General features: G+C 64.5%; 21 protein-coding genes. 17 read left to right on the top strand and 4 right to left on the bottom strand.

From position 1 onward, the window contains the following. Position 1 precedes the first annotated feature (1 nt). Complete coding sequence (gene proB, locus NKI70_RS05445) at positions 2-1,129, top strand: glutamate 5-kinase (protein ID WP_352621473.1); 1,128 nt, start codon at positions 2-4, stop codon at positions 1,127-1,129. An 18-nt stretch (positions 1,130-1,147) separates the two neighbouring features. On the opposite strand, the gene NKI70_RS05440 is transcribed toward proB, so the two are convergent. Next, on the bottom strand, positions 1,148-1,636 hold the full coding sequence (locus tag NKI70_RS05440; RefSeq protein WP_352621475.1) for a hypothetical protein: 489 nt from the start codon (positions 1,634-1,636) through the stop codon (positions 1,148-1,150). A gap of 78 nt (positions 1,637-1,714) precedes the next feature. On the opposite strand from NKI70_RS05440, the gene NKI70_RS05435 reads away from it, so the two are divergent. The 3 genes from NKI70_RS05435 (at position 1,715) to NKI70_RS05425 (ending at position 5,374) form a co-directional block, all read left to right on the top strand. Further along, positions 1,715-2,995, top strand: coding sequence for a glutamate-5-semialdehyde dehydrogenase (locus NKI70_RS05435; RefSeq protein WP_352621477.1), 1,281 nt, complete (start codon positions 1,715-1,717; stop codon positions 2,993-2,995). Between the two features lie 249 nt (positions 2,996-3,244). Then, a complete protein-coding gene (locus NKI70_RS05430; protein ID WP_031212055.1) occupies positions 3,245-3,832 on the top strand; it encodes a nicotinate-nucleotide adenylyltransferase in 588 nt (195 codons plus the stop codon). Positions 3,833-4,084: 252 nt separating this feature from the next. Then, positions 4,085-5,374 carry an MFS transporter gene (locus NKI70_RS05425; RefSeq protein ID WP_352724354.1) on the top strand — a complete coding sequence of 430 codons (1,290 nt, stop codon included), beginning with the start codon at positions 4,085-4,087 and terminating at the stop codon, positions 5,372-5,374. Between the two features lie 29 nt (positions 5,375-5,403). Here the strand turns inward: NKI70_RS05425 and NKI70_RS05420 are convergent, their stop codons facing one another. Continuing rightward, complete coding sequence (locus NKI70_RS05420; RefSeq protein WP_023678069.1) at positions 5,404-6,261, bottom strand: mechanosensitive ion channel family protein; 858 nt, start codon at positions 6,259-6,261, stop codon at positions 5,404-5,406. Positions 6,262-6,500: 239 nt separating this feature from the next. Between NKI70_RS05420 and rsfS the strand changes: the two genes are divergently transcribed. From rsfS to NKI70_RS05380, 8 genes are all read left to right on the top strand, one after another. Beyond that, complete coding sequence (gene rsfS, locus NKI70_RS05415) at positions 6,501-6,878, top strand: ribosome silencing factor (RefSeq protein WP_023678068.1); 378 nt, start codon at positions 6,501-6,503, stop codon at positions 6,876-6,878. A 61-nt stretch (positions 6,879-6,939) separates the two neighbouring features. Beyond that, a complete protein-coding gene (gene rlmH / locus NKI70_RS05410) occupies positions 6,940-7,422 on the top strand; it encodes a 23S rRNA (pseudouridine(1915)-N(3))-methyltransferase RlmH (RefSeq protein WP_023678067.1) in 483 nt (160 codons plus the stop codon). 151 nt (positions 7,423-7,573) lie between these two features. Then, on the top strand, positions 7,574-8,917 hold the full coding sequence (locus NKI70_RS05405) for a murein hydrolase activator EnvC family protein (RefSeq protein ID WP_023678066.1): 1,344 nt from the start codon (positions 7,574-7,576) through the stop codon (positions 8,915-8,917). Continuing rightward, positions 8,918-10,243 carry a S41 family peptidase gene (locus NKI70_RS05400; RefSeq protein ID WP_023678065.1) on the top strand — a complete coding sequence of 442 codons (1,326 nt, stop codon included), beginning with the start codon at positions 8,918-8,920 and terminating at the stop codon, positions 10,241-10,243. A 202-nt stretch (positions 10,244-10,445) separates the two neighbouring features. After that, complete coding sequence (locus NKI70_RS05395; protein WP_023678064.1) at positions 10,446-11,642, top strand: divergent polysaccharide deacetylase family protein; 1,197 nt, start codon at positions 10,446-10,448, stop codon at positions 11,640-11,642. A gap of 1 nt (position 11,643) precedes the next feature. Beyond that, positions 11,644-12,165 carry an RNA pyrophosphohydrolase gene (locus NKI70_RS05390; RefSeq protein ID WP_352574652.1) on the top strand — a complete coding sequence of 174 codons (522 nt, stop codon included), beginning with the start codon at positions 11,644-11,646 and terminating at the stop codon, positions 12,163-12,165. Positions 12,166-12,194: 29 nt separating this feature from the next. Beyond that, entirely contained in the window at positions 12,195-13,346 is a 1,152-nt protein-coding gene (gene alr, locus NKI70_RS05385; protein ID WP_352724353.1) for an alanine racemase, read from the top strand. Positions 13,347-13,484: 138 nt separating this feature from the next. Beyond that, the gene (locus NKI70_RS05380; protein WP_502898916.1) at positions 13,485-14,741 is read left to right on the top strand and encodes a D-amino acid dehydrogenase; all 1,257 of its coding nucleotides are present in this window, start codon (positions 13,485-13,487) and stop codon (positions 14,739-14,741) included. Positions 14,742-14,779: 38 nt separating this feature from the next. Here NKI70_RS05380 and NKI70_RS05375 read toward each other — a convergent pair whose 3' ends face one another. Beyond that, positions 14,780-15,661 (bottom strand): LysR family transcriptional regulator, encoded by an 882-nt coding sequence (locus tag NKI70_RS05375; RefSeq protein ID WP_023678060.1) that lies wholly within the window; start codon positions 15,659-15,661, stop codon positions 14,780-14,782. Between the two features lie 378 nt (positions 15,662-16,039). Between NKI70_RS05375 and NKI70_RS05370 the strand changes: the two genes are divergently transcribed. From NKI70_RS05370 to NKI70_RS05360, 3 genes are all read left to right on the top strand, one after another. Continuing rightward, on the top strand, positions 16,040-17,536 hold the full coding sequence (locus tag NKI70_RS05370) for a CoA-acylating methylmalonate-semialdehyde dehydrogenase (protein ID WP_023678059.1): 1,497 nt from the start codon (positions 16,040-16,042) through the stop codon (positions 17,534-17,536). 309 nt (positions 17,537-17,845) lie between these two features. Next, positions 17,846-18,082 carry a hypothetical protein gene (locus tag NKI70_RS05365; protein ID WP_352724352.1) on the top strand — a complete coding sequence of 79 codons (237 nt, stop codon included), beginning with the start codon at positions 17,846-17,848 and terminating at the stop codon, positions 18,080-18,082. A gap of 303 nt (positions 18,083-18,385) precedes the next feature. Beyond that, positions 18,386-18,700 (top strand): hypothetical protein, encoded by a 315-nt coding sequence (locus NKI70_RS05360; protein ID WP_352724351.1) that lies wholly within the window; start codon positions 18,386-18,388, stop codon positions 18,698-18,700. A 13-nt stretch (positions 18,701-18,713) separates the two neighbouring features. Here NKI70_RS05360 and NKI70_RS05355 read toward each other — a convergent pair whose 3' ends face one another. Next, positions 18,714-19,304, bottom strand: a complete 591-nt coding sequence (locus NKI70_RS05355) for a GntR family transcriptional regulator (protein WP_502894516.1) — start codon at positions 19,302-19,304, stop codon at positions 18,714-18,716. Between the two features lie 166 nt (positions 19,305-19,470). Here NKI70_RS05355 and NKI70_RS05350 point away from each other — a divergent pair, with 166 nt between their 5' ends. Continuing rightward, a complete protein-coding gene (locus tag NKI70_RS05350; RefSeq protein ID WP_352569559.1) occupies positions 19,471-20,364 on the top strand; it encodes a dihydrodipicolinate synthase family protein in 894 nt (297 codons plus the stop codon). A gap of 48 nt (positions 20,365-20,412) precedes the next feature. Beyond that, a complete protein-coding gene (locus tag NKI70_RS05345; protein ID WP_352574659.1) occupies positions 20,413-21,663 on the top strand; it encodes an NAD(P)/FAD-dependent oxidoreductase in 1,251 nt (416 codons plus the stop codon). Position 21,664: the final 1 nt, after the last annotated feature.

Below are 21,664 nucleotides of genomic sequence, written 5' to 3'. Positions count from 1 at the left end.
CATGGCCGCGCAATCGCTGAAAAATTATCGGCGCATTGCCGTCAAGATCGGCTCGGCGCTGCTTGTCGACCGCACGACGGGCCTGAAGCGCGAGTGGCTGGCCTCGCTTGCGGACGACATCGCCGTGCTGGCCAATGGCGGCGCCGAAATTCTCGTCGTGTCTTCCGGGGCGATTGCACTCGGCCGCACCATCCTCGGCCTCGGCAAGCGGGCGCTGAAGCTCGAGGAGAGCCAGGCTGCTGCTGCCGTCGGGCAGATCGCCTTGGCTGGCGCCTGGTCGGATGCGCTCGGCAAGAATGGCTTGAAATCGGGCCAGATCCTGCTGACGCTCGGCGACACCGAAGAGCGCCGCCGCTATCTCAACGCGCGGGCGACGATTTCGACACTGCTCAAGATGAAGGCGGTGCCGGTCATCAACGAGAACGATACGGTGGCCACCTCCGAAATCCGCTATGGCGACAACGACCGGCTGGCGGCGCGTGTCGCCACTATGATGGGCGCCGATCTTTTGGTGCTGCTCTCCGACGTTGACGGGCTCTACACGGCACCGCCGGCGCGTGACCCGCAAGCTCGATTCATTCAGGTCGTCGACCGCATCACCCCCGACATCGAAGCGATGGCGGGTGCCGCTGCTTCGGAATTGTCGCGCGGCGGCATGCGCACCAAGCTCGACGCCGGCAAGATCGCGACCGCCGCCGGCACCGCCATGATCATCACATCGGGCACGCGGCTGTCGCCGCTGCTGGCAATCGAGCGCGGCGAGCGTGCCACCTTCTTCCGGCCGAGCGCCAATCCGGTCAAGGGCTACAAGACCTGGATCGCCGGGCAGCTCGAACCGGCCGGCCGGCTGACCGTCGATGCCGGCGCCATCGGCGCGCTGCTCTCCGGCAAGTCGCTGCTGCCGGCCGGGGTCAAACTGGTCAGCGGCAATTTTGCGCGTGGCGACACGGTGGCGATCCTGTCGCCCGAGGGCCGCGAGATCGCGCGCGGGCTGGTTGCCTATGATGCCGCCGATGCCGTAAGGATCGCTGGCCTGAAGACGACAGAGATCGAAACGGTGCTCGGCTACGAGGCGCGTTCGGCGATGATCCACCGCGATGACCTTGTGGTGAGCGGCGCGACCGACTGAGAAAGGGCTCCATGCACGCTACTTGCGGGGTTCAGGCGGCCATTTAGGCGGGTTGCGGTATCTTTCCTCAACGTCGCGTTTAGTTCTCAGCAACTCGCTGCAGCCTCCCAGCTCTGCTTCGATCCCAGCCTTGGCTCGTCGATCCACCTCGATTTGGGAAATGTCCTTGTCGTCCCCGGCGACGACATCGCGAATAAGCCCGTCGGTCGTTGTTATTTTCGCACTTGTATCCTCCTTCGTCCTTTTTTCTATTTCCGCTTCAAGCCGAGCCCGCGGCCCACATCCATGGAGCTCCTCGACAACGACGGCAATCCGAGAGGGCGGTGTCGCCGGTGCGCCGCAGTAGCGTTCAGCAAAAGCAAGTTGCACCATCAAGCTGTACCCAATCAAAGCCATCCCGTCGGGGCTCTCGCCAGGCTCGAACTTGTCGTCGCAGTAGTCGGCGGCGTGAAGGCCTGTCGGCAGGAGCATCGCGCCGACAGCAACGAGAATTATGAAGCTCTTCATTCTACTCCCCCAGATTTGCGGCCATTGCCGCGAAGGCCGGCCGCGTGTAAATCCACCAAGCTTCACCGGAGCGGTCAGATGCTGAACAAACACAAAGGCGAAGATGTAGCCAGTTTGATGGCACGGACGGGCCGTAAGGCCCGCGCCGCCGCCCGACCGCTGGCCATCGCCACCACCGCCGCCAAGAATGCGGCGCTTCTCGCCATGGCCGACGCGGTCGTTTCCCGTGAGCAGGACATTCTTGACGCCAATGCCATCGATGTCTCGAATGGCCACGAGTCCGGGCTTTCCGGCTCGTCCATGGACCGGCTGAAGCTGGATCCGGCGCGCATCCGCGCAATGGCCGACGGTATTCGCGAAATCGCCGCACTCGGCGATCCGGTCGGCGATGTCATCGCCGCATGGGACCGGCCGAACGGTTTGCATATCGAACGGGTGCGCACACCGCTCGGCGTCGTCGGCGTCATCTATGAGAGCCGGCCGAACGTGACCGCCGATGCCGGCGCGCTCTGCCTCAAGGCGGGCAATCCGGTGATCCTGCGCGGCGGTTCGGATTCGCTCAACTCTTCCGCCGCGATCCATGCCTGCCTGGTCGAGGGGCTGAAGGCAGCCGGGCTGCCGGAAGATGCCATCCAACTGGTGCCGACTACCGATCGCGCCGCCGTCGGCGAAATGCTGAAGGGGCTTTCCGGCAATCTCGAGGTCATCATTCCGCGCGGCGGCCGCAGCCTGGTCGAGCGTGTGCAGAACGAGGCGCGGGTGCCGGTCTTCGCGCATCTCGAGGGCATCTGCCATCTCTATATCGACCGATCGGCTGATCTCGACATGGCGGTCAAGATCGCGGTCAATGCCAAGATGCGGCGCACCGGGGTGTGCGGTGCTGCCGAGACGCTGCTGGTCGACCGTGCCGTCGCCGGCACGCACCTGGTGCCGATCCTCGAGGCCTTGCGGGCGGCAGGCTGCGAGATCCACGCCGATGCCGAGGTGCTGAGGCTTTATGCCGATGCCCAGCCCGCGACCGATGCAGACTGGGTGACCGAATATCTCGATGCCATCATTGCGGTGAAGCTGGTCGACGGCATTGGCGACGCCATCGAGCATATCGAGACGTTTTCCTCGCATCACACCGAGGCGATTATCGCCGAGGATGCAAAGGCCGTCGAACGGTTCTTCAACGAGATCGATTCGGCGATCCTTCTGCACAACGCCTCGACCCAGTTTGCCGATGGCGGCGAGTTCGGCATGGGCGCCGAGATCGGCATCGCCACCGGCAAGATGCATGCACGCGGGCCGGTCGGCGTCGAGCAACTGACCTCGTTCAAATACCGCGTACGCGGGTCGGGACAGGTGAGGCCTTGAAGCTGTTCGCCGTTCGAGCCTGAAGCTTTGTGCCCAGCCACCCCCCTCTGTCCTGCCGGACATCTCCCCCTCAAGGGGGGAGATTGGCTGCCATTTCCGATTTCGCCAATCGCCGGCGTTGCAAGATTTGCGCCTGCGATGAAGCCGCCAATCTCCCCCCCTGAGGGGGAGATGTCCGGCAGGACAGAGGGGGGTGCCTGACGCATGCTTTCCTCGTCTGAGCATCCCGTTCCCTCCCACTATCTGCACATGCCGCATGCCGGGAAAGGCGTGGCGGTCGGGCTGTTCGGCGGTTCGTTCAACCCGCCGCATGCCGGCCATGCGCTGGTCGCCGAGATCGCACTCAGACGCCTTGCGCTCGATCAGCTGTGGTGGATGGTGACGCCCGGCAATCCGCTCAAGAATGCCGGAGACCTGGCGCCGCTGGCCGAGCGGCTGCAGCTATCCGAAAAGATCGCGAAGAACCCGAAGATCAAGGTCACCGCATTCGAGGCGGCCCACCGCGTCCGCTTCACCGCCGACACGCTGGCGCTGGTCAAGGCGCGTAACCCGGGCGTCGATTTTGTCTGGATCATGGGCGCCGACTCGCTTCGCGACTTCCACCGCTGGCAGCGCTGGCGCCGCATCGTCATGACGTTCCCGATCGCGGTGGTCGACCGGCCAGGCGCGACGCTGTCGTTCCTGTCGTCGGTGGTCGCCAAGACCTTCGACTATGCCCGCGTCGACGAGGGCGACGCACCGCGGCTCGCCCGCATGACGGCGCCGGCCTGGACCTTCATCCACGGCCCGCGTTCGTCGCTGTCGTCGAGCGCGATCCGCAAGGTGGCGAAGGGATAGGAGTCTCCTTCTCCCCTTGTGGGAGAAGGTGGCCGAGCGAAGCTCGGTCGGATGAGGGGTGCTGGAATGATCGCTATCTTGAAGAACTAAGCACTTAAAATCCCTCGGTCTTTTTACGCTGCATTTCTTCCAGCACCCCTCATCCGTCTCGGCGCTGCGCGCCGATCCACCTTCTCCCACAAGGGGAGAAGGCAAGTCCGGTGATGTCGCTTTTGCCGCTGCCTTGACCTGCTTGATGGGCGATCCTCGGTCATGACGATTCTCGAGCGCGACCAGGACAAGAACGGTCTAGGGCAGCCGGCGCCGTCGATCGCCATTGCCAGCATCCTTTTGTCGATGGCGCTGATCGCCGTCGGCAATGGGCTGATGTTCGCCTATATCCCAGTCCGGCTCGGCGCCGAGGGCTTCGATCCGACATGGGCGGGGCTGATCGTCACCGGCCTTTCGGCTGGCGGCCTCGCCGGCTGCATCCTGACCGGGCCGCTGGTGCGGCGTGTCGGCCATGCCCGCGTGTTCATGGTGCTGTCGGCGCTGATCGTGCTGTCCAACGCCGCGGTCGGCGCGGGGCCGCACCCATTGCCATGGATCGCTGCACGGGCACTCTACGGCTTTGCCATATGCGGCCTGTTCATTGTCGCGCAGAGCTGGCTGAACGATGTCGTCGCCAACGCCCACCGCGGCCGGGTCATGGCTATCTTCTACGTTGCCTACGTCGCCGGGCTCGGCGTCGGCTACTCGACGCTGGCGTTGATCGATATCCGCGCGGCCGACGCGCCGCTGATCGGCATTGCCTTCACCGCGCTGTCGATCCTTCCCGTCGGGCTGACGCGGCTTGCGCAGCCGCCGGCGCCGCAAGCGGCGTCCGTGGCGCTCGGCCGCGCCTGGCGGATCTCCCCGGTCGGCGTTGCCGGTATGCTTGCCGTCGGCGGCCTGTCGATGACGATCTCGGGTTTTGCGCCGATCCATGCCACGGCCAAGGGCTACAGCCAGGCCGACGTCGCCTTGCTGCTTTCGGCAATGCCGGTCGGCACGCTGATCCTGCAGATTCCGCTCGGCTGGATTTCCGACCGCACCGACCGGCGCTTTGTGCTGATCGCGGCGTCGGCGCTTGCCGCCGCGGCGGGCCTGTTTGCCCTCGGTTTCGACGGCGGCGCGCTGGCGGTGCTGCTCGTCATCTATGTGGTCTGGGACGGCGCCTCGGAATCGATCTATTCGCTTGCCAGCGCCCATGCCGGCGACCGCGCCGGCAAGGACGACATGGTGGCGTTGTCGAGCTCGCTTTTGTTTGCCTGGTCGCTGTCCGGCTTCGTCGTACCCGGCATTGTGACCGGACTTTCCGCCGTCTACGGCACGCAGGCCTTCATCTATGTGGCAATCGTCATTGCCACAGCCTACTGCCTGTTCGTTCTCTGGCGCGTCGTCATGGTTCGGCCGGTGCCCGCCACCGAGACCGGCAGTTTCGCGCCAATGACGGCGCAGGCGCCGTTGCCTGTCGATCTCGCCTTCGCGCCCGAAGATCAGCGCGGGCGCGGAGAGCTTTGAGGGCCATCTGCCGGCCGGGTTCAAATGCTCTATTGCTGCGTGGCTGAGGCCTCCGGCTGCGGCACTTGCGGCGCCGGCGCCGGGATTGAAAGGCCTTCGGCATCGAACGCCTGCTTGACGCTCTTGGTGAGGTCGATCTGGGCGGCGAAGAAATCGGCAGCCGCCGTCCAGTAGCGCAAGGTGATGGCGACGGTGCTGTCGCCGACAGTCGCGACAAAGGCGATCGGCGCCGGCTGCCGCCTGACGCGTCGGTCGGCGGCGGCGACACCGAGCATGGTCTTCTGCGCAAAATCGATGTCGTTCCAGGAGCCGATGCTGAGCGTGATGTCGCCGCGGCGCACACCGTTGCGGGTGAAATTGCGGACCGGCTGGTTCCACAGGGTCGAGTTGGGTGCAAGCACGTAGACGCCTTCGACCGTCCTCAGCGTTGTGGCAAACAGCCCGATCTCCTCGACGGTGCCGGATATCGCGCCGACTTCGACATATTCGCCGATGCGGAACGGCCGCAGCGCCAGGAGCATGATGCCGGCGGCAATGTTCTGCAGCGTGCCTTGCAGCGCCAGGCCGATGGCCAGGCCGGCGGCACCGATAGCGGCAATGATCGAAGCCGTCTGCACGCCGAACTGGCCGAGAACCATGATTACGACCAGTCCCAGGATGGCGTAGCGGACGACCTGCGAGAAGAAATGGCGGAGCGTTTCGTCGAAGCCGCTGATATGGCCGAGGCCGGCATAGATCGAACGCTCGGCGAGGCCGGCGACGATGTAGCCGATGACCAGCAGGATGACGGCGCCGACCGCCGAAAGCGAGTAGGAGACGATCAGCGTGCTGAGTTGCGCCAGGCCGGATTGCACGGTGAGGAGAGCGTTCTGGGGATCGATCGGCATGTCGGGATTCCGGTTCGTGGATGAGCCGATAACCGCTGCGGGGCGAGGCGGTTCCGATTTTCTGGCCCGAAAAGCCGGATATTCGGCCGCTGCCGGGTGCCTGCTTGCGAGCGGTGTCTTGAAACTGCAACCTAACTCTGCCTATCTAAGCAGTGTCACCTGATTTCAGAGGTGATTTGGTTGTTCTTGCTGCGAAAGGAAATACACTGAGAACAGCACTGCGGAAGAAGGCCGACATCGTGCCTTCGCCGGCCGGGATCAGCGTAAACGACGCCGTGTCCCGCGCCATCAAGACAGTCCTTGCCAGTCTGGAAGACTCCAAGGCCGAAAACATCGTCTCAATCGACATTCAGGGGAAATCGAGCCTCGGCGACTACATGGTCGTCGCGTCGGGCCGATCGCACCGTCATGTCTCGGCTGTTGCCGATCATCTCCTCAAGGCGCTGAAGGATGCCGGGCTCGGCACTGCACGCGTCGAGGGGCTGGCTGGCGCCGACTGGGTCCTGATCGATTCGGGCGACATCATCGTCCATGTCTTCCGTCCCGAGGTCCGCGACTTCTACAATCTCGAAAAGATGTGGCAGGCGCCCGATCTCGAGGAGGAGACCCTCCACTGAGCCGTATTCGTCTTGATGCATGTCGTCGTCCGACATGCATCAGCGGCTCTTCGAGGCAGGGATGAAGATTACGGTTCATGCCGTGGGCCGAATGAAAGCCGGCCCCGAGAAGCAGTTGGCCGACCGCTATTTCGAGCGTTTTGCCAGGAGCGGTCCTGCCGTGGGCCTCGAATTCGCCGGGATCGTCGAGATTGCCGAAGGTCGCGCGCAGACGGCCAATGAGCGCCGGCGCGAGGAAGGCCAGAAACTGCAGACGCACTTGCAACCGGGCACGGCGCTGATGCTGCTGGATGAGCGCGGCAAGAACCTTTCCTCCGAGGATTTCGCCGGTCGCATAGGTTCGCTGCGCGATGGCGGGCGCAAGGCGCTGGTGATCGCCATTGGCGGCGCCGACGGCCATGACCAGTCACTGCGCGACCTGGCTGATCTGACGGTGTCGCTCGGCGCGCTGACCTGGCCGCATCAGCTGGTCCGCGTGATGCTGGGCGAGCAGCTTTACCGGGCGGCCACGATCCTTTCCGGTCACCCCTACCATCGTTCATGAAGTCGGCTCCGTCGGCGAATTGATGCCAGCCGCCCGGATTTTTGCCCCAATGCTCATCGACAGTTTGGGCTCATGGGGTTTGTCGATGACGGCCGGGGCTCGAACATGGTTGATGGTTCGTTAACGAAGCCGCGCATAGAGTTGGGCTTCAATGTCTGAAGACTGGAAATCACGAACGGGCTCCTGGCGCGTGCGCTACGGCATCGCCGTGGCGACGATCGCGCTTTCGCTCGGCGTCGCGCGGGCCGAGAACACGCTCGACCTGGCGCCCGACCCGGACCAGAGCCGCGCCGAATACGAAAAAGTATCGAAAGAGATCACGCTGTCGTCCGAGCGGCTGGCCAAGCTCGCCGCTGACATAGCGGCTGTCAAGAAGGACCACGCCTCGATCACCGCGGCGCTGATCCAGTCGGCGATGACCGAGCAGAAGCTCGGCCAGGACATCGAGGACATTGGCGGCAAGCTGGAAGGGCTGAAGGCGCAGGGGCAGAAGATCCGCGCCTCACTGGCCGCCAGACGCGACGTTCTGGCCGAAGTGCTCGGCGCGCTGCAGCGCATGGGGCTCAATCCGCCGCCGGCGATCCTGGTCAAGCCGGAGGACGCATTGTCGTCGGTGCGCAGCGCCATCCTGCTCGGTGCCGTGGTGCCGGAACTGCGCCACCAGACCGACATGTTGCTGGCCGACCTCAAGGAGCAGTCGCGGGTGACGGCCTCGATCGAGGCCGAGCGGGCGCGGCTGACGGCAGCTGTCGGCGAGCAGGCGGCGGAAAAAAAGCGGCTCGGCATGCTGCTCGAAGCCAAGCAGAAGCTCGCCGCCGATACGCAAACCGCGCTGGCCGCCGAAAAGCAGCGGTCCGCGACGCTGGCAGCCAAGGCCGGCAGCCTGAAAGAACTGATCGCCTCGCTCGAGGCCGACAGAGCCCGCAAGGCGGCGGATGCGGCCAAGGCAGCCGAGCAAAAGACGGCCGACGCCGACAAGGGCCCGGCATCGGCTGCGGCGCCGACGGAATTGGCCTCGCTGCCGGTGCCGGAGAGCAACAGGCTCACCGCTGCCGCGCCGTTTTCCGCGCTTCAAGGGCAGATCGCGCTGCCGGTCACCGGCAGGATCAAGCGGCGCTTCGGGGCCGACGACGGTAACGGCGCGGTGATGCTCGGTGACATGGTTGCGACACAATCGGGAGCCATCGTCACAGCGCCGGCGGATGGAAATGTGCTTTATGCGGGGCCTTTCCGCTCTTACGGTCAACTCTTGATCCTGAATGCGGGTGACGGCTATCATGTCGTCCTGGCGGGGATGAGCAGAATCAGCGTCGCGTCTGGCCAGTCGGTGCTCGCAGGTGAGCCGGTCGGCGCGATGGGAGAGGCCCGGGTGGCGAGCACCTCGGCATCGAAGAATGGAAATGCCACACCGGAGCTCTATGTCGAGTTCCGCAAGGATGGAAAACCCGTCGATCCGGCCCCATGGTGGGCGGACCGTTTTTCTGGAAGGACGTGAATGATGCGGAAACTGTCGCTTCTGTTTGCCGGTGCGCTGATGGGTGCATCGGCGATGAGCCTGGTCTATGGCGCGCCCGGCTCGACAGCGAAGGCTGCGGGCTCCGAGACCTATAAGCAACTGGCGATCTTCGGCGATATCTTCGAACGGGTAAGGGCGAATTATGTGACGCCGCCCGACGACAAGTCGCTGGTTGAAAATGCCATCAACGGCATGCTGTCGTCGCTCGACCCACACTCCTCCTACATGAATGCCGAAGAAGCGCAGGACATGCGCGTGCAGACCAAGGGCGAATTCGGCGGCCTCGGCATCGAGGTCACCATGGAGAACGACCTGGTCAAGGTGATCACGCCGATCGACGATACGCCGGCCGCCAAGGCAGGCGTGCTCGCCGGCGACTATATCGCCAAGATCGACGGCGAGGAGGTCCGCGGCCTGACCCTCAACGACGCCGTCGAGAAGATGCGCGGGCTGGTCAATACGCCGATCAAGCTCACCATCCTGCGCCAGGGCGCCGACAAGCCGATCGAACTGACCGTCGTGCGCGATATCATCAAGGTCAAGGCGGTCAAGTTCCGGGTCGAAAACGACATCGGCTACATGAAGATCACCTCCTTTACCGAAAAGACCTATGACGACCTCGAGAATGCCATCGACACCATCAAGAAGCAGGTGCCGAACGACAAGCTCAAGGGCTACGTGCTCGACCTGCGCCTCAATCCGGGCGGTTTGCTCGACCAGGCGGTGAGCGTGTCGGATGCCTTCCTCGACCGTGGCGAGATCGTCTCGACGCGCGGCCGCGATCCGAAGGACGTCACCCGCTTCGACGCGCGGGCCGGCGACGACATCGGCGGCAAGCCGCTGATCGTGCTCGTCAATGGCGGCTCGGCCAGCGCATCGGAAATCGTTGCCGGCGCGCTGCAGGATCTGCGCCGCGCCACCGTGGTCGGCACGCAGTCCTTCGGCAAGGGTTCGGTGCAGACCATCATTCCGCTCGGCGAGAACGGGGCACTGCGGTTGACGACGGCGCTCTATTACACGCCGTCCGGCAAGTCGATCCAGGGCAAGGGCATCACGCCCGACATCAAGGTCGACCAGCCGCTGCCGGCGGAACTGCAGGGCAGGGACCTGACGCGCGGCGAATCGGACCTCAAGGGCCATATCAAGGGCGCCGACGAAAGCACGACCGGTTCGGGCTCGGCCGCCTATGTGCCGCCGGAACCCAAGGACGATTTGCAGCTCATCTATGCCGAGCAACTGCTGCGCGGCCAGAAGACCGATCCGGCGTTCCCGCCGAATCCGCAAAAGGCCGTGTTGAACCAGTAAGGGCGGGCAAGCCGGGCCAAACAGGTCTGGCTGCCTGAGCGAAGCGATGCGATGCTGCCGGGGCCGCGAGGCTCCGGCAGTTTGATTCGGGGCTGCGGCCGGCATGCTGCGCGTCCAGTGGAGCAAGGGGACGCGCCGACATTTTGGATTTTGCGCCTCCGGAGAAGGTTTACTTCGGGGATGCACGCCGGGGGGTGCGGGCTTGGCTGATATCGGCAAGGACATAGAACGACCTCTCGGACAGGCGATCCGGCTGCCGCGCTCAGGCAGCGGGATCAGCGCCGGTGCGGTCGCGGCCGCGCTTGTCGTGCTGTCCGTGGTCGGCGTCTCCAGCGCGATCGCCTTGCGAGACAAGCCGTTCCGGAAGCTGCAAGAAGTAGCCGTTTCGACGCCGAAGACGCCGGCGGCGGATACCGTCGCCGCGCCCGCCAAGGCGACGCCCGAAATGGCTGCGCCAAGCAACGCAAGGGGGGCCAACATAAGCGGGCCGAAGACGGGCGGTCCGCAGATCATCCATGTCCAGACCGAAGAGGGCGACGGTCCACCCAATGCGGCCATCGTCATCCGCGACCCTTCGACGATCGGCCAGAACCTCAGGATCGCGCACATTCCCGACAAGGCGCTGGTCGAGGCCAGCGAAACCGGTCCGTTGCCGATCCGCGCCGCCGACGGCAGGCGCCCGTTCGATGTCTATGCGCGGCCGTGGTCCGGGGCTCGCGGTGCACGCGTCGCGCTCGTCATCGGCGGGCTTGCCGTGTCGCAGACCGGCACGCAGGCAGCCATCGCCAAGCTGCCGGCGGAAGTGACGCTGGCCTTCGCGCCGCAAGGCAACAGCATCGGCCGCTGGATGCAGGTGGCGCGGCAGAGCGGCCATGAGGTCATCATGCAGGTACCGCTTGAGCCGTTCGACTATCCGAACGTCAATCCCGGCCGTAACACGCTGACCGTGGCTGCAACGCCGGACGAGAATTTGAAGAATTTACGCTGGGCGCTGTCGCGAACGACCAACTACACCGGCGTCATGAACTATATGGGCGCCCGCTTTTCGGCCGACGCGACGGCGATGGGGCCGTTGATGGCCGAGCTTGGCAAGCGTGGTCTGGCCTATGTCGACGACGGTTCGTCGGCGCGCAGCCTGGCACCCGAACTGGCGCTGAAGGACGGCGTGCCGTTCGTCGGCGGCGATACGGCGATCGATGCGGTGCAGGACCGCGGCGCCATATTGAAGAAACTGGATGGGCTGGAAGCGACGGCACGGGCGAAAGGGTTTGCCGTCGGCATCGGCTCGGCTTTCGACCTGACGGTGGATACCGTGTCTTCCTGGGTGACCGAGGCCAAGAAGCGTGGCATCGAGATCGTGCCGGTTTCGGCGGTGGCCATAGATCCGGAAAAAGGCTGAGATGGCAAAGAACAAGCTCGTTGACCCCGAGACGCTGCCCTACCGGCCCTGCGTAGGGGTGATGGTCCTCAATGAGGCCGGCCTGGTCTGGGTCGGCCGTCGCATTGCCGAGCCGGACAGCGAATTCGCTGGAACGACGCAGCTCTGGCAGATGCCGCAGGGCGGCATCGATGATGGCGAGGAGCCGCTGCCCGCGGCGGCGCGTGAACTTTACGAAGAGACCGGCATGCGCTCGGTGTCGCTGCTGGCCGAGGCGCCGCACTGGATCAAATACGACCTGCCGGCGCATCTGGTCGGCGTCGCCTTCAAGGGACGATATCGCGGCCAGACGCAGAAATGGTTTGCCTTCCGTTTCCACGGCGACGAAACCGAGATCGCGATCAATCCGCCGCCGGGTGGCCACAAGGCCGAGTTCGACCGGTGGGCGTGGCGGCCGATGCTGGAATTGCCGGGCCTAATCGTGCCGTTCAAGCGCAAGGTCTACGAAGACGTGGTGGCGGCGTTCCGGCACCTGGTGGCGTAGCCGCCGGCCTTCCGTTAAAACAGGTCGGCATGAACGACATCTCCAGCAAATCTCTTCCGCCGACCGTCACCCTGGGCGAACCGATCAGCGAAGCCGCGGCAGGGGCGATCCTGACCATCGATCTCGGCGCCGTCCGTGAGAACTACCGGCGGCTGAAGGCGCGGCTGGGCGGCGTCGGCTGTGCTGGAGTGGTCAAGGCCGACGGCTATGGGATTGGCGCGGCGCCGGTGGCGGCGGCGCTGATGGGTGAGGGCTGTAATACTTTCTTTGTTGCGCATTTGGCCGGCGGCATCTTGCTGCGCAAGGCGCTCGGCTCAGACCCGGCCATTTATGTGCTGAACGGCATTCCGCCGGGTGCGGAAACGGAAGCGGTTGCGGCAGGGCTTTGCCCAGTACTCAACAGCGCCAGCCAACTCGCGGCATGGCGCGAGATGGCCGGGCGGGTGGGCCGTAAGTTGCCGGCCGCCCTCCAGGTCGACAGCGGCATGTCGCGGCTCGGCATGACGCCATCCGAGGTGAAGGCAGTCGCGCAGGATCCGCAGGCTTTCGACGGTGTCGAACTGACGTTCGTGATGAGCCATCTCGCCTGCGCCGATGAACCCGAGCAGCCGGCCAACGAGCGGCAGCGGCTGGAATTCGAACGGCTGCGCCGGATGCTGCCGGAAGCGCCGGCTTCCTTTGCCAATTCATCAGGCATTTTTCTCGGGCAGCGCTATCACTACGACCTCGTTCGTCCGGGTGCCGCTCTCTATGGCGTCAATCCGACGCCGGCGAAGGACAATCCGATGCTGCCGGTGGTGCGATTGCAGGCCAAGGTCATCCAGACGCGGATGCTGGAGGCCGGCACCGGTGTCGGCTACGGCCACACTTTCCACGCCAAGGCCCCGCTTGCCGCGGCGACGATTTCGCTCGGCTATGGCGATGGCTGGCATCGACGCGCCGCTTCCTCCGCCTGGCTCGAAAATGTGCGGCTGCCCTTCGTCGGCCGGGTTTCGATGGATTCGATCATCCTCGACATTTCCGCATTGCCGCCCGGCAGGCTGAAGGCCGGCGACCTCGTCGAACTCATCGGACCGTCGTCGCAGACGGTGGACCAGGTAGCCGGCCAAGCCGGCACCATCGGCTATGAGGTCTTGACCAGCCTCGGCCACCGTTTCCACCGGCGCTATGTGAATGGCTAGGACGCAAGGTTGTTGTCCTCACGCATGTCTTTTCCCTAAGCATCGGCACTTGGCTGAGGCCACAGAATCCGGCAGACATGAGGCGGCGATGATCCCGGTCTCGAATCCCGACGAGATGCCGCCGCGGAGAACCAAACGATGAAGATCTTCGTGCTGGGCGGCGGCGTGATCGGGGTCACAACCGCCTATTTTCTTGCCGAGGCCGGTCATCAGGTGACGGTGATCGATCGCCAGAAAGGCCCGGCGCTGGAAACCAGCTTTGCCAATGCCGGCGAGATCTCGCCCGGCTATGCCTCGCCCTGGGCCGGGCCCGGCGTTCCGCTGAAGGCCATCAAATGGCTTTTGATGAAGCACGGTCCACTGGTGGTGCGACCGGCCCTCGATCCGCATATGTGGATATGGCTGGTCAAGATGCTGCGCAATTGCACGGCTGAACGCTACGCGCTGAACAAGGCGCGCATGGTGCCGCTGGCCGAGTACAGCCGCGACACGCTGAAGGCGCTGCGCGAGGCGACCGGCATCGCCTATGACGAGCGCGCCAAGGGCACGCTGCAGCTCTTCCGAACGCAAAAGCAGATCGACGGCGTCGGCGGCGATGTCGAGGTGCTGAAGGCCTATGGCGTCCCCTACGAGGTCCTCGACCCCGACGGCTGCATTGCGGCCGAGCCTGGGCTGGCCGGCGTGCGCGAAAAATTCGTCGGTGGCCTGCGGTTGCCCGGCGACGAAACCGGCGACTGCAAGATGTTCACCGACAGGCTTGCCAAGCTTTGCGCGGTACGCGGCGTCACCTTCGAATACGACACGGAGATACGGCGCGTCGTCAAGAAGCGCGATCGCATCACCAACGTCAGCACCAGCAAGGGCTGGATGGTCGCTGATGCCTATGTGATGGCGATGGGCAGCTATTCGGCACGGTTCATGCGCATGCTGAAGCGGCCCATCCCGGTCTACCCGGTCAAGGGCTATTCGATCACCCTGCCGATCAAGGACGCCGCCGCCGCACCGGTCTCGACCGTGATGGACGAGAGCTACAAAGTAGCGATCACCCGGCTCGGCGACCGTATCCGGGTCGGCGGCACGGCGGAGATTTCCGGCTTCGACCTGCGGCTGCACGAATCGCGGCGGCGCACGCTCGAACATTCGGTCGGCGACCTGTTTCCGGGCAGCGGCGACATGCGATCGGCGACCTTCTGGTGCGGGCTGCGGCCGATGACACCCGACGGGCCGCCGCTGATCGGCCGCACCGATTTCTCCAATCTCTATCTCAACACCGGCCATGGCACACTCGGCTGGACCATGGCCTGCGGCTCGGCCAAAGTTCTGGCCGACATCATCTCCAGCCGGGTGCCCGAGATCGACGTCGGCGATCTCGGGCCCGGACGGTACGCCAAGTAAGACGCCCACCAGCTAAGACAGCCAGCGGCCGGCAGGGCTCACGCGAACAAACCCCTGTCCCGTTCGACGGCCTTGGTAATGAAGCTCGCGACGACCTGGACGCGGCGCAGCGGCCTGACCGATTCGTGGTAGACCAGCCAGTAGGCGCGGCGGATGGGCGCAACGATATCGAGAGGCACCAGCTCCGGCATCGAGCGGGCAACGAAGGTGTGCAGGATGCCGATGCCGGCGCCGGAACGCACCGCTTCGGCTTGGCCGAGCGCCGAGGAAATGGCGAAGCTGGTGCGCCAGTCGGGGCTGAATTCGGCCGCGTAGTCGAGCGAGCGACTGACGATCAGGTCCGGCACGTAGCCGATCAGCGTATGCTGGCCTAGCTCGGCGGCGGTTCCGGGCAGGCCATGGGTGTCGGCGTAGGCCCGCGACGCGAACAGGCCGAGCGTGTAGTCGACCAGCTTTCCCGCCACCAGGCGGCCTTCCGTCGGCCGTTCGACGGTGATGGCAATGTCGGCCTCGCGCCGGGACAAAGAGAAGGAGCGTGGCACCGGCACCAGCTGGATGGTGAGCTCACGGTGCAGAGCGGTCAGCGCGCCGAGGCGCCTGGCCAGGAAGGCGACGCCAAAGCCGTCCGGCGCGCCGATGCGCACAGTGCCCGAGACGTCGTCGCCTTCGCCTGAAACGGTCGAGCGCGCTGCGATCATGTCGCCCTCCATGCGTTCGGCAATCTCGAGGAAACGCTCGCCCGCCGGCGTCAGCTCGCTGCCGGTGGTAAGCCGGCGAAACAGTTTTGTCCTGAGCGCATCCTCGAGGGCGGCAATGCGGCGCGAGACGGTCGCGTGATTAAGCTCCAGCCGCCTGGCGGCGCCGAGGATCTGGCCGGCCCGCGCTACGGCAAGGAAGATACGGGCATCATCCCAGTTCATGAGGGTGGTCCTGGCGATAACGATCAAAACCGCGTTCCTTCGCGCCCCCCTCTGTCCTGCCGGACATCTCCCCCTCAAGGGGGGAGATTGGCAGTTTCGCCGCAGGCGTCTTTCTTGCCGCGGTGAAGATTTCCGAAGGCGGGCGTGACAGCCAATCTCCCCCCTTGAGGGGGAGATGTCCGGCAGGACAGAGGGGGGCGGTGAAGGAACTCAATCTCAATCCTTGCTGCTGGGGACCTGCATTCTTCCTATTTGCGAGAATTGATGCTCTGCCGTCAACCGCTATCTATTCTCCGCACAACGGTTGCGTTTTCACTCGCGTTGCCATCGCTCCCGCAAAGGCGGACAATGCCTCATCACGAACCAGGGAGAGAGACCATGATCGAATACGGTCATTTCATCGGCGGCAAGCGCGTCGCCGGAACCAGCGGCCGCAAGCAGGACGTCATGCAGCCGATGGACGGCACGGTGCGCGGCACGGTGGCGCTGGCTTCGCAGGCGGAATTGCGCGCGGCGGTCGAAAACGCCAAGGCCGCACAGCCCGGCTGGGCGGCGACCAATCCGCAGCGACGCGTACGCGTCCTGATGCGGTTCCTCGAGCTGGTCGCCAAGGAGTATGACGCGCTGGCCGAGATATTGGCGCGCGAACACGGCAAGACCATCGCCGACGCCAAGGGCGACATCCAGCGCGGCCTCGAAGTGGTCGAGGTCTGCATCGGTGCGCCGCATATGATGAAGGGCGAGTTCACCGATGGCGCCGGCCCCGGCATCGACGTCTATTCGATGCGCCAGCCGCTCGGCGTGGTCGCCGGCATCACGCCGTTCAATTTTCCGGCGATGATCCCGTTGTGGAAGATCGCGCCGGCCATCGCCTGCGGCAATGCCTACATCCTCAAGCCGTCCGAACGCGATCCGGGCGTGCCGATGCGCATTGCCGAACTGTTCATCGAGGCCGGTCTGCCGGCGGGCATCCTTAATGTCGTCAACGGCGACAAGGAAGTGGTCGACGCCATCCTCGACGATCCCGACATCAAGGCTATCGGTTTCGTAGGCTCGACACCGATCGCCCAGTACATCTACTCGCGCGGCTGCGCGGCCGGCAAGCGCGTGCAGTGCTTCGGCGGCGCCAAGAACCACATGATCATCATGCCGGATGCCGACATGGACCAGACCGTCGACGCGCTGATCGGCGCCGGCTACGGCTCGGCCGGCGAGCGCTGCATGGCGATCTCGGTCGCCGTCCCGGTCGGCAACGACACCGCCAACCGGCTGATGGAAAGACTGGTGCCGCGCGTCGAGAGCCTGAAGGTCGGTCCGTCGACGGATTCTTCCGCCGATTTCGGCCCGCTGGTGACGGCGCAGGCGCTGGAACGGGTCAAATCCTATGTCGACACCGGCGTCAAGGAAGGCGCCAAGCTGGTCGTCGACGGCCGCGGCTTTTCCATGCAGGGCTACGAGAACGGCTACTATATGGGCGGCTGCCTGTTCGACAATGTGACCGCCGACATGCGCATCTACAAGGAAGAGATCTTCGGGCCGGTGCTCTCGGTCGTTCGCGCACCGACCTACGAGAACGCCATCAAGCTCGCCAACGAGCACGAGATGGGCAATGGCGTCGCCATCTTCACCCGCGACGGCGACGCGGCGCGCGACTTCGCCTCGCGGGTTCAGGTCGGCATGGTCGGCATCAACGTGCCGATCCCGGTGCCGATCGCCTACTACACCTTTGGCGGCTGGAAGGCGTCCTCCTTCGGCGACCTCAACCAGCACGGGCCGGACGCGTTCCGCTTCTACACCAAGACCAAGACGGTAACGTCGCGCTGGCCGTCCGGCGTGAAGGATGGTGCCGAGTTCGTCATCCCGACGATGAACTGACCGAACGATCCGTTTGCGTGTCCTCGCTTCCGGTTGCGGGCGCGCGAAGACAGACCGCGAGAAAGGCCCGGGCTCTGAGTCCGGGCTTTTTTGTCGCCGTCTTCATTGGCATGAACACTAATGTGATGGAACCAAGAAGGCAGCAATCTTCTTAGGTTGCAGTCCTGCCGCGAAGGAGACGCTGGCAGATCAACCAACGGCGCTGGTGACGGCTCCGGGGGATATCGTCCGGCGCAAAGGAGGTGTCAGATGGCACGTCTCATGGCGACAATAGCTTGCGCTGCAGTGGCAGTTTCCGCGATACCGGCAATGGCTGCCGAGCAATGCGCGGCTCGCGCCGATATGGTTAAGGCGCTCGGCGAGAAGTTTCATGAAAACCCGAGCGCAGTCGGCGTCGTCAATCCGAATGTGGTGCTTGAAGTCTTCGTTTCCGACAAGGGCACATGGACCATCCTCGCCAGCGACACAAAAGGTCAAAGCTGCGTGATTTCAGTCGGCGAAGGCTGGGAAAGCGCGATGACGATAGCGGCGCTGCCAGGCATCTGAACGATTTTTCACGGGTTTGCGCGCCTCGGCATGGCCGCACAGCCTGTGGCCCATTCTTTCGGCGACAACCGTAAAACGGATCTGCAGGCGCCCGCTTGGGCGCCTGCTTGCGCTTTTCCATTGCCGATACCATATATCGAGAACATAATGGGAACATCTGGAATCGTTCCCACCAATGGCAGACCGGAGCACAGAAAGGAACGACGCGATGATGATGACGTCGGAACCGGCCTGAATCGCTCCGGCAAAATGAGGCCGTCAAACCCCTCCTTTGCCGGAACGTGATGGCAAAGGAGGTGCCCTATGGCACGCAAATCGCTGTTGAGATGGGTGAAAACCCTGGTTTTTGCTGGCGCATTGGCGGTGGGTACGAGCACCGCAGGCGCGCAATATCAATACTGCGTTGAACATGGCGAGATCGTCGCCCATTTGAGCGAGAAGTTCCAGGAAAGGCAGTTTGCTTTGGGGCTGATCGGTCATGAGGCGGTCATGGAAGTCTTTGTCGCCGAGACCGGAACCTGGACCATCGTCGTCACCGATATCGCTGGCAGAAGCTGCATCGTCGCGGCCGGCGACAATTGGGAAAACGTGATGGCCCTGCCCGGCCAGGGCGCATGACGAAATGGCAGGCTCAGCGCGTAGCAGCCGCCTCGGCATGGCCGCGCAAAAGCGCCATCAGCCGCTTGGCGTCCTTGGCCGCGGCCTCTTCGTCGCCGGCGAGGATCGAGCGGATCAGCGCGACATGGTGCTCGGCGGATTCGGCCAAGCCGGTATCGGCCTTGTAGCGAAACCAGAAGCGGCGGCTGTGGGTTTGCAAGGGTGCCGCCAGGCGCGCGGCGAACGGGTTATCGGCAGCCAGCGCCAGCGCCTCATCAAGCGCCTTGTCGGCCTGGATGAAATAAAACACATTTTCCGAAATCACCGCTTTCTGCATGGCCAACGCTGCGTCATGAAACAGGTCGGCGGCCTCGCGGGTGACGAAGCGGGCGGCCGAGCGGGCAAGCACCACCTCGATGCCACGGCGGGCGTCGAGGACACGCAGCCAGTCGCCAGGGTGAAGCGGGGCAATGGCAATGCCGGCACGCGGCCGGACCTCGAGCAGCCCCTCCCAGGCCAGCCGCTGGATCGCTTCGCGCACCGGGGTGCGGCCGAGGCCGAGCCTGTCGATCAGCGCCCCCTCGGTGATGAAGCTCGCCGGCGCCAGTTCGAGAGTTACGATCATGTGCTCGAGCCTGCGGTAGGCCTTCGCGGTCGCCGGCTCGGAGCCCGGTCTGTCATATACCAATGCGACATCTCCTGATATATTGTTGATATATCATATCAGATTCAATGTTGACAGCCGGCTTCTTAAGAAATATACGACTGATATATCAGATGGAGCGATCGACATGTGGGCCGGAGTCTTCCCCGCCGTTACGACCAAATTCACCGAGGACGACGGCCTCGACCATGCCGAGATGGAGCGCTGCTTTGCGCTGCAGATGGAGGCCGGCTGTGACGGCATCATCGTCTGCGGGTCGCTCGGCGAAGGCCCGATGCTGTCGCACGACGAGAAGATCGCGGTGCTGAAGAACGCGCAGAAGATCGCCGGCAAGAAACCGGTGCTGTTGACGGTCAACGAGGCCGGTACACGCGAGGCGGCGGCGATCGCGCGCCGCGCCGCCAAGGCGGGCGCCAACGGTTTGATGGTGGTGCCGAGTCCGATCTACCATACCAATGCCGAAGAGACGGTCGCGGCACTCAGCGCCGTCGCCGCGGCCGGCGACCTGCCGGTGATGATCTACTCCAACCGGCTTGCCTACCGCGTCGACGTCACCGTCGACCAGATGGAGGAGTTGGCGAAGGACCAACGCTTCGTCGCCATAAAAGAGTCCTCCGACGACATCCGCCGCTCGACCGAGATCATCAACCGCCTCGGCGACCGCTACGACCTGTTCACCGGCGTAGACAATCTCGCCTTCGAGGCGCTGTCGGTCGGCGCCATCGGCTGGGTGGCGGGCCTGGTCACCGCGTTCCCGCGCGAGACGGTCGCCATCTACCAGCTGATGAGACAGGGCCGTCGCGAGGAGGCGCTGAAGATCTACCGCTGGTTCCGGCCGCTGCTCGACCTCGACGTCTCGACTTATCTGGTGCAGAACATCAAGCTCGCCGAAGTGTTGGCGATCAACACCAACGACCGCGTGCGCATGCCGCGCCAGCCATTGTCGGGCGAGCGGCGCAAGGCAGTCGAAAAGATCGTCAGGGATGCGCTGGCGGTGCGGCCAGAGCTGCCGACATTCTGATCCAGTCGCTTTGAAGGCATTTGCAGATGTGCAGCGCGGCGCATGGCAATGAATGATAATGCTACGCTCGATGTCGCCATCATTGGTGGCGGCATCATCGGCATCTGCGCCGCCGCCTTTCTGGCAGAGGCGGGCCAAAATGTCACGATCTTCGATCGGACGGGGATCTGTGAGGAAACCAGCTCCGGCAATGCCGCTGCCTTTGCCTTCTCCGATGTGCTGCCGCTCGCCCACAAGGGCATGATCAAGCAGTTGCCGAAATGGCTCGCCGACCCGCTCGGCCCGCTCAGCATCCCACCCGCGTATCTGCCGAAGCTGCTGCCCTGGCTGGTCCGCTTCTGGCGCGCCGGCCGAAGCGACCGCTACGAAGCCGGCCTTGCCGCGCAGGCCGGGATGATGAAGCTCGCCGAGGCGGAATGGATGGGCTTGCTCGACCGTTCCGGCACACGGCCGATGCTGCATGAGGACGGCTCGCTCGAACTCTACGACAGCGAGGCCGAGTTCAAGGCCTCGCTGACCGGCTGGGCGGCAAGGCAGCGCTTCGGCATCGGCTTCAGCCATGTCGAGGGGAGCGCTCTCACAGCCCTGCAGCCCGGTCTGTCGCCGCGCTTCGTCAAGGGAACGTTCGTGCCGGGGTGGAAAACCGTTGCCGATCCCAAACTGCTTGGAAAGGCCTTGTGGGCCTATGCCGAGAGGTTGGGCGCCGGGTTCGAAAGGGCCCGGATCGAGCGTGTCAAGGCGGGACAGGACGGCGCGATCTTGACCACGGCCGACGGCACGCGGCGACGGGCGAAGCACGTCGTCATCGCTGCCGGGGCCTGGTCGCATCTGCTGGCGAGACATCTCGGCGACGGAATCCCGCTGGAGACCGAGCGTGGCTACAACACGACGTTGCCGAAGACTGCCTTCGACGTAAAGCGGCAATTGATCTTCTCCGGGCATGGCTTCGTCATCACGCCGCTCGAGACGGGCCTGCGCGTCGGCGGCGCGGTCGAACTCGGCGGCCTTGAGAGGCCGCCCAATTATGCGCGCTCGAAAGCGCTGCTCGAAAAGGCGCAGAAATTCCTGCCGGGACTGGATCCGGCCAATGGACGCGAATGGATGGGGTTCCGGCCGTCGCTGCCGGATTCGCTGCCGGTGATCGGGCGGTCGCAACAAACGCCGTCGGTGGTGTATGGTTTCGGCCACGGTCACCTCGGCCTGACCCAGGCTGCGGCGACCGGGCGCTTGATCCGCGAGCTCGTTCTCGGGCAGAATCCATCGCTCGATCTCGGCCCGTTCAGCCCGCAACGGTTTTGAG

This window comes from Mesorhizobium sp. M0500 (genome assembly GCF_040321165.1).
Classification (GTDB): Bacteria; Pseudomonadota; Alphaproteobacteria; order Rhizobiales; family Rhizobiaceae; genus Mesorhizobium.
This window is presented reverse-complemented; position numbering and strand designations above follow the sequence as displayed.